Consider the following 6508-nt stretch of genomic DNA (forward strand, 5'->3'; position numbering starts at 1 on the left):
CCGCTGTGGGCCCGCGCCCGGCGGGGCGGTGCCCTTCGCCGCCCCCTGTGCCTGGACCCGCACCCGCAGCGGCGGCGCACATCCGGTGCGGGTCAGGGCGCGGAAGCCTCTGGCGCCGGCAGGGCGCGGGTCCGTTGTGCCCACCCGTTCCGCCCCGGCGGAACAGTTGCCCACAACGGGGCGGCACGAGGCGCCCATGACGGTGCCCGCAACGGGGCGGGCGCCGCCCACGGCGGACGGCGTCAGTGGGCCGCCGAGTCCCAGTTCGGGCCTACTCCTACCGAGACGTCCAGGGGGGCGCGGAGGTCGGCGGCGGCCGACATCTGTTCGCGGACCAGGGCCTCGACCTGCTCGCGCTCGCCGGGGGCGAGTTCGAGGACGATTTCGTCGTGGACCTGGAGGAGCATCCGGGAAGCGAGGCCCGCCTCCGTCAGCGCCCGGTCGACGTTCAGCATGGCGACCTTCACGATGTCCGCCGCCGTGCCCTGGATCGGGGCGTTGAGCGCCATCCGCTCGGCGGCCTCGCGGCGCTGCCGGTTGTCGCTGTTGAGGTCCGGGAGGTAGCGGCGGCGGCCCAGCATCGTCTCGGTGTACCCGGTGGCGCGGGCCTCGTCGACGACGCGCCGCAGGTAGTCCCGTACCCCGCCGAAGCGCTCGAAGTAGGTGTCCATCAGGCCGCGGGCCTCGCCCGGGTCGATGTTGAGCTGCTGCGAGAGGCCGAACGCCGACAGGCCGTAGGCCAGGCCGTACGACATGGCCTTGATCTTGCGGCGCATCTCGGCGTCGACGGCGGACCGCTCGACGCCGAAGACCTGGGAGGCGACGGTGGTGTGCAGGTCCTCGCCGGAGGTGAAGGCCTCGATGAGGCCCTCGTCCTCGGAGAGGTGGGCCATGACGCGCAGCTCGATCTGGCTGTAGTCGGCGGTCATGAGGGCCTCGAAGCCCTCGCCGACGACGAAGCCGTGCCGGATGGCGCGGCCCTCGTCCGTCCGCACCGGCACGTTCTGCAGGTTGGGGTCGGTCGAGGAGAGGCGGCCGGTCGCTGCCACCGTCTGGCTGAAGGTGGTGTGGATGCGGCCGTCCGCGGCGACGGTCTTGATCAGGCCCTCGACCGTGGAGCGCAGACGGGCCTGCTCGCGGTGGCGGAGCATGATCACGGGCAGTTCGTGCTCGGTCTGGCCGGCCAGCCAGGCGAGCGCGTCGGCGTCCGTCGTGTACCCGGTCTTGGTCTTCTTGGTCTTCGGGAGGTTCAGCTCGCCGAAGAAGACCTCCTGGAGCTGCTTGGGCGAGCCGAGGTTGAACTCGTGGCCGACGGAGGCGTGGGCCTCCTTCACGGCCTGCTGCACGGCGCCGGCGAACTGCTGCTCCATGGCCTCCAGGTGGTCGCGGTCGGCGGCGATGCCGTGGCGCTCCAGGCGGGCGAGGAGGGCGGAGGTGGGGAGCTCGACCTCGTGGAGGAGCTCGCGGGCGCCGACCTCGGCGAGCCGCTCGTCGAAGGCGTCGCCGAGGTCGAGGACGGCCCGCGCCTGGCTCATGAGGGCCTCGGCCTCGGCGGTGTCGTCGGCGCCGAAGGCGAGCTGGCCGTCGGCGGCGGCCGCCGGGGCGAGCTCGCGGCCGAGGTACTCGACGGTGAGCGCGTCGAGGGCGAAGGAGCGCCGGCCCGGCTTGACCAGGTAGGCGGCGAGGGCGGTGTCCATGGTGACGCCCGCGATGGACCAGCCGTGCTCGGGGAAGACCCGCATGGCGCCCTTGGCGTTGTGCATGACCTTCGGCCGGTCGGGGTCGGAGATCCACGCGGCCCAGGCCTGCTCGTCGGCCTCGTCGAGGGTGCTGGGGTCGAACCAGGCGGCGGCCCCGTCGGCCCCGGCGAGGGCGATCTCGCTCACGTTCCCCGTGCCGAGGGCCCAGCTGTCGACGGTGGCGATGCCGAGGGGCTCGGTGCCGTGCTCGGCGAGCCAGGGGGCGAGCTCGCCGGCGCCGAGGACGGTGAAGTCGAGCTCGACGCCCGCGGCGGGGGCGGGCGCGGCCTCCTCGGCGGAGCCCGGGTCGACGGCGAGGAGCCGCTCGCGCAGCGAGGGGTTGCGGATCTCCAGGGTGTCGAGGACGAGGGCGACGGCCGCGCGGTCGTACGGCTCGCGGGCGAGGTCCGTGACGGTCTTCGGCAGCTCGACGTCCCGGACCATCTCGGTGAGGCGACGGTTGAGCTTGACCGACTCCAGGTGGTCGCGGAAGTTCTGGCCGGCCTTGCCCTTGACCTCCTCGGCGCGCTCGACGAGCTCGGCGAAGGAGCCGAACTGGTTGATCCACTTGGCGGCGGTCTTCTCGCCGACGCCGGGGATGCCCGGCAGGTTGTCGGACGGGTCGCCGCGCAGGGCGGCGAAGTCGGGGTACTGCGAGGGGCTCAGGCCGTACTTCTCCTGGACCTTCTCCGGGGTGAAGCGGGTGAGCTCGGAGACGCCCTTGGTCGGGTAGAGCACGGTGGTGTGGTCGGTGACGAGCTGGAAGGAGTCCCGGTCGCCGGTGACGATGAGGACCTCGAAGCCCTCGGCCTCGGCCTGGGTGGCGAGGGTGGCGATGACGTCGTCGGCCTCGAAGCCGTCGACGGCGAAGCGCGGCGCGCGCATCGCGTCGAGGAGCTCGCCGATCAGCTCGACCTGGCCCTTGAACTCGTCGGGGGTCTTCGAGCGGTTCGCCTTGTACTCCGGGAACTCCTCGGACCGCCAGGTCTTGCGGGAGACGTCGAACGCGACCGCGAAGTGGGTGGGGGCCTCGTCGCGGAGCGTGTTCGCCAGCATCGAGGCGAACCCGTAGATCGCGTTCGTCGGCTGTCCGGTCGCGGTGGTGAAGTTCTCCGCGGGCAGCGCGAAGAACGCCCGGTACGCGAGCGAGTGCCCGTCCATGAGGAGCAGGCGGGGGCGGGTGTCTGCGGGGTTCTTCGATGCTGTCTCGGCCACAGGACGATCCTGCCACGGTCCACTGACAATCCCGTCCACACCGGCCGGGCGCTCCCGTCGACAGCGGTGGGGTGCCGGGTTGTCGGTGCCGCGTGACAGGATCGGAGACGTACGCCACAGGTATACCGCTCAAGGGAGAGCGCGATGGTCAGCAAGCCGCCGGCCGGTGACCCGGTCCAGGACGCCCCGCAGGTCACGCCGCCGCAGCACGCCGCAGCCGGCCTGCCCGCCATCGGGCACACCCTGCGGATCGCGCAGGAGCAGATGGGGCTGCGGCGCACCGCGCGGACCCTGCTCAAGGTCAATCAGAAGGACGGCTTCGACTGTCCCGGCTGCGCCTGGCCGGAGGGTGACAAGCGGCATGTGGCGGAGTTCTGCGAGAACGGCGCGAAGGCGGTCGCCGAGGAGGCGACGCTGCGCCGGGTGACCCCGGAGTTCTTCGCCGCGCATCCGGTGGCGGACCTGGCGACCCGCAGCGGGTACTGGCTGGGCCAGCAGGGCCGGATCACGCAGCCGATGCTGCTCCCGGAGGGCGGCGAGCGGTACGAGCCGGTGAGCTGGGAGCGGGCGTTCGCGATCATCGCGGAGGAGCTGCGGGCCCTGGCCTCGCCCGACGAGGCGCTCTTCTACACCTCGGGGCGGACGAGCAACGAGGCGGCGTTCCTGCTGCAGCTCTTCGCCCGCGAGTTCGGCACGAACAACCTGCCGGACTGCTCCAACATGTGCCACGAGTCCTCGGGCTCGGCGCTGACGGAGACGATCGGCATCGGCAAGGGCAGCGTCTCCCTGGAGGACCTGCACCGGGCGGACCTGATCATCGTGGCCGGGCAGAACCCGGGGACGAACCATCCCCGCATGCTCTCGGCCCTGGAACAGGCGAAGGCCTCGGGCGCGAAGATCATCTCGGTGAACCCGCTGCCGGAGGCGGGCCTGGAGCGCTTCAAGAACCCGCAGACCCCGCAGGGCATGCTCAAGGGCGCGGCGCTCACCGACCTCTTCCTGCAGATCCGGATCGGCGGCGACCAGGCCCTCTTCCGGCTGCTCAACAAGCTGGTCCTGGAGACGGCCGGGGCGGTCGACGAGGAGTTCGTACGGGAACACACCCACGGGTACGAGGAGTTCGCCGCGGCGGCGAAGGCGGCCGACTGGGACGAGACGCTCGCCGCGACCGGCCTGAGCCGCGCGGAGATCGAGCGCGCCCTGGAGATGGTGCTCGCCTCGGAGCGGACGATCGTCTGCTGGGCGATGGGCCTCACCCAGCACAAGCACTCCGTGCCGACGATCCGCGAGGTGGTCAACTTCCTGCTGCTTCGCGGGAACATCGGCCGGCCGGGTGCCGGGGTGTGCCCGGTGCGCGGCCATTCGAACGTGCAGGGCGACCGCACGATGGGCATCTTCGAGCGCCCGGCGCCCGCCTTCCTCGACGCCCTGGACAAGGAGTTCGGGATCGTCTCGCCGCGCCACCACGGCTTCGACGTGGTGCGCTCGATCCAGGCGCTGCGCGACGGCGAGGCGAAGGTGTTCTTCGCGATGGGCGGCAACTTCGTGGGGGCGACGCCCGACACGGAGGTGACGGAGGCGGCGATGCGGAACGCGCGCCTGACCGTGCACGTCTCGACGAAGCTGAACCGCTCGCACGCGGTGACGGGCACACGCGCGCTGATCCTGCCGACGCTCGGCCGCACCGACAGGGACACCCAGAAGAGCGGCCGGCAGTTCGTGACGGTCGAGGACTCCATGAGCCTGGTGCACGCCTCCCGGGGCAACCTGCCGCCGGCGAGCCCGCACCTGCTGTCCGAGCCGGCGATCGTGGCGCGGATGGCCCGTGCCGTCCTCGGCGAGGGATCGGCCACGCCCTGGGAGGAGTTCGAGGCGGACTACGCCCGGATCCGGGACCGGATCGCGCGCGTGGTGCCCGGTTTCCAGGACTTCAACGCCCGTCTCGCGGCGAACCCGGGCGGCTTCGCGCTGCCGCACGGCCCGCGCGACGAGCGCCGCTTCCCCACGAAGACCGGCAAGGCCAACTTCACGGCCGCGCCCGTCGAGTACCCGAGGGTGCCCGAGGGCCGGCTGCTGCTGCAGACGCTGCGCTCGCACGACCAGTACAACACCACGATCTACGGTCTCGACGACCGCTACCGGGGGATCAAGGGCGGCCGCCGGGTGGTGCTCGTGCACCCCGAGGACGCGGCGGCGTTCGGCCTCGCGGACGGGGCGTACGCGGACCTGGTGAGCGAGTGGACGGACGGCACCGAGCGGCGGGCGCCCGGCTTCCGGGTCGTGCACTACCCGACGTCCCGTGGGTGCGCGGCGGCCTACTACCCGGAGACGAACGTCCTGGTGCCGCTGGAGTCGACGGCGGACGTCAGCAACACCCCCGCCAGCAAGTCCGTGATCGTGCGTCTGGAAGAATCACAGCCCGCCTAAGCGTTTGCTCAGGCGGACACACTGCGAACAAGCAGCCGTACGAAGACGAACGGAGCCGGGCCCATGGGTGAGCAGCAGCACGTGAAGTTCCCGCAGGAGGTCATCGACGAGTACGCGGCGCTCGGCGTCGACCTCCCGGCGCTCTTCTCGGCCGGGCACCTCGGGAACCGGATGGGCGTGCAGATCCTGGAGGCCTCGGCCGAGAAGGTCGTCGGCACCATGCCGGTGGAGGGCAACACCCAGCCGTACGGGCTGCTGCACGGCGGCGCGTCGGCGGTGCTCGCCGAGACGCTGGGCTCCGTCGGCTCGATGCTGCACGGCGGGGTCTCGAAGATCGCCGTCGGCGTCGACCTGAACTGCACCCACCACCGCGGGGTGCGCAGCGGTCTGGTGACCGGCGTGGCGACCCCGGTCCACCGCGGTCGGACCACCGCCACGTACGAGATCGTGATCAGCGACGAGCAGGGCAAGCGGGTGTGCTCGGCCCGGCTGACCTGCCTGCTGCGCGAGGTCACCCCGAAGGACGCGGGCGACCTGCCGACGGCGGGCAGCACAGAGGCCTGACCGGCCCGCACCCCACGGTGCGGGCCGCACTCGCCCGCACCACCGGGCCCACGCAGGATCGACCGAGTCGGCACCGGCGGCGCGGCGCAGGACGGATCGTCGTCCTGCGCCGCGCCGTTCGTGTGTCAACTCCCTTGTCTCCGGACCCTCTTGCCCCGCGCGCCCACAGACGCTTCACTGGCGAACCTCCCCCACAGGAGAACACCCGATCCACTCACACACCGAGGGGTTCTTCGTGACCGCCAGTCGCACCACCTACGCGCTGACCACCGTCACCGCCGCCGCCTGTGCCGCCGTCCTCGCCATCGCGATCCCTGCCACGGCGATCAACTCGTACAACGCGACCCCGGCCCCCGAACGCACCGAGGTCGGTGCGCTCGTCGCGACCTGGGACAACGACGACGACCCGACGACGCCCGACCGTGTCGACTGGGTCTGCTCCGGCACCATGATCGACGCGGACACCTTCCTGACGGCCGCGCACTGCACCACCGACTGGCCGGCGAACGTCCGCTTCTACGTCTCGCTCGACCAGGACGTCCAGGCCGGCCTGGACGTCCTGG

At 71.9% G+C, this 6508-nt stretch carries 4 protein-coding genes; 3 read left to right on the forward strand and 1 reads right to left on the reverse strand.

Annotated features, from left to right (window positions below):
* Positions 1 to 242 precede the first annotated feature (242 nt).
* Positions 243 to 2954: a DNA polymerase I gene (polA, locus tag CCN56_RS35490; protein WP_086831894.1), complete on the reverse strand. Its 2712-nt coding sequence runs from the start codon at positions 2952 to 2954 to the stop codon at positions 243 to 245.
* A 144-nt stretch (positions 2955 to 3098) separates the two neighbouring features.
* On the opposite strand from polA, the gene CCN56_RS35495 reads away from it, so the two are divergent.
* The 3 genes from CCN56_RS35495 to CCN56_RS35505 form a co-directional block, all read left to right on the forward strand.
* Positions 3099 to 5381 carry an FdhF/YdeP family oxidoreductase gene (locus CCN56_RS35495; RefSeq protein ID WP_086831895.1) on the forward strand — a complete coding sequence of 761 codons (2283 nt, stop codon included), beginning with the start codon at positions 3099 to 3101 and terminating at the stop codon, positions 5379 to 5381.
* A 63-nt stretch (positions 5382 to 5444) separates the two neighbouring features.
* Positions 5445 to 5945 (forward strand): hotdog fold thioesterase, encoded by a 501-nt coding sequence (locus CCN56_RS35500; RefSeq protein WP_086831896.1) that lies wholly within the window; start codon positions 5445 to 5447, stop codon positions 5943 to 5945.
* 235 nt (positions 5946 to 6180) lie between these two features.
* A partial coding sequence (locus CCN56_RS35505; RefSeq protein ID WP_179200104.1) for a trypsin-like serine protease occupies positions 6181 to 6508 on the forward strand: 328 nt, incomplete at its 3' end.

Source organism: Streptomyces sp. NRRL B-24572, from assembly GCF_002156145.1.
In the GTDB taxonomy this organism is placed as follows: domain Bacteria; phylum Actinomycetota; class Actinomycetes; order Streptomycetales; family Streptomycetaceae; genus Streptomyces; species Streptomyces vietnamensis.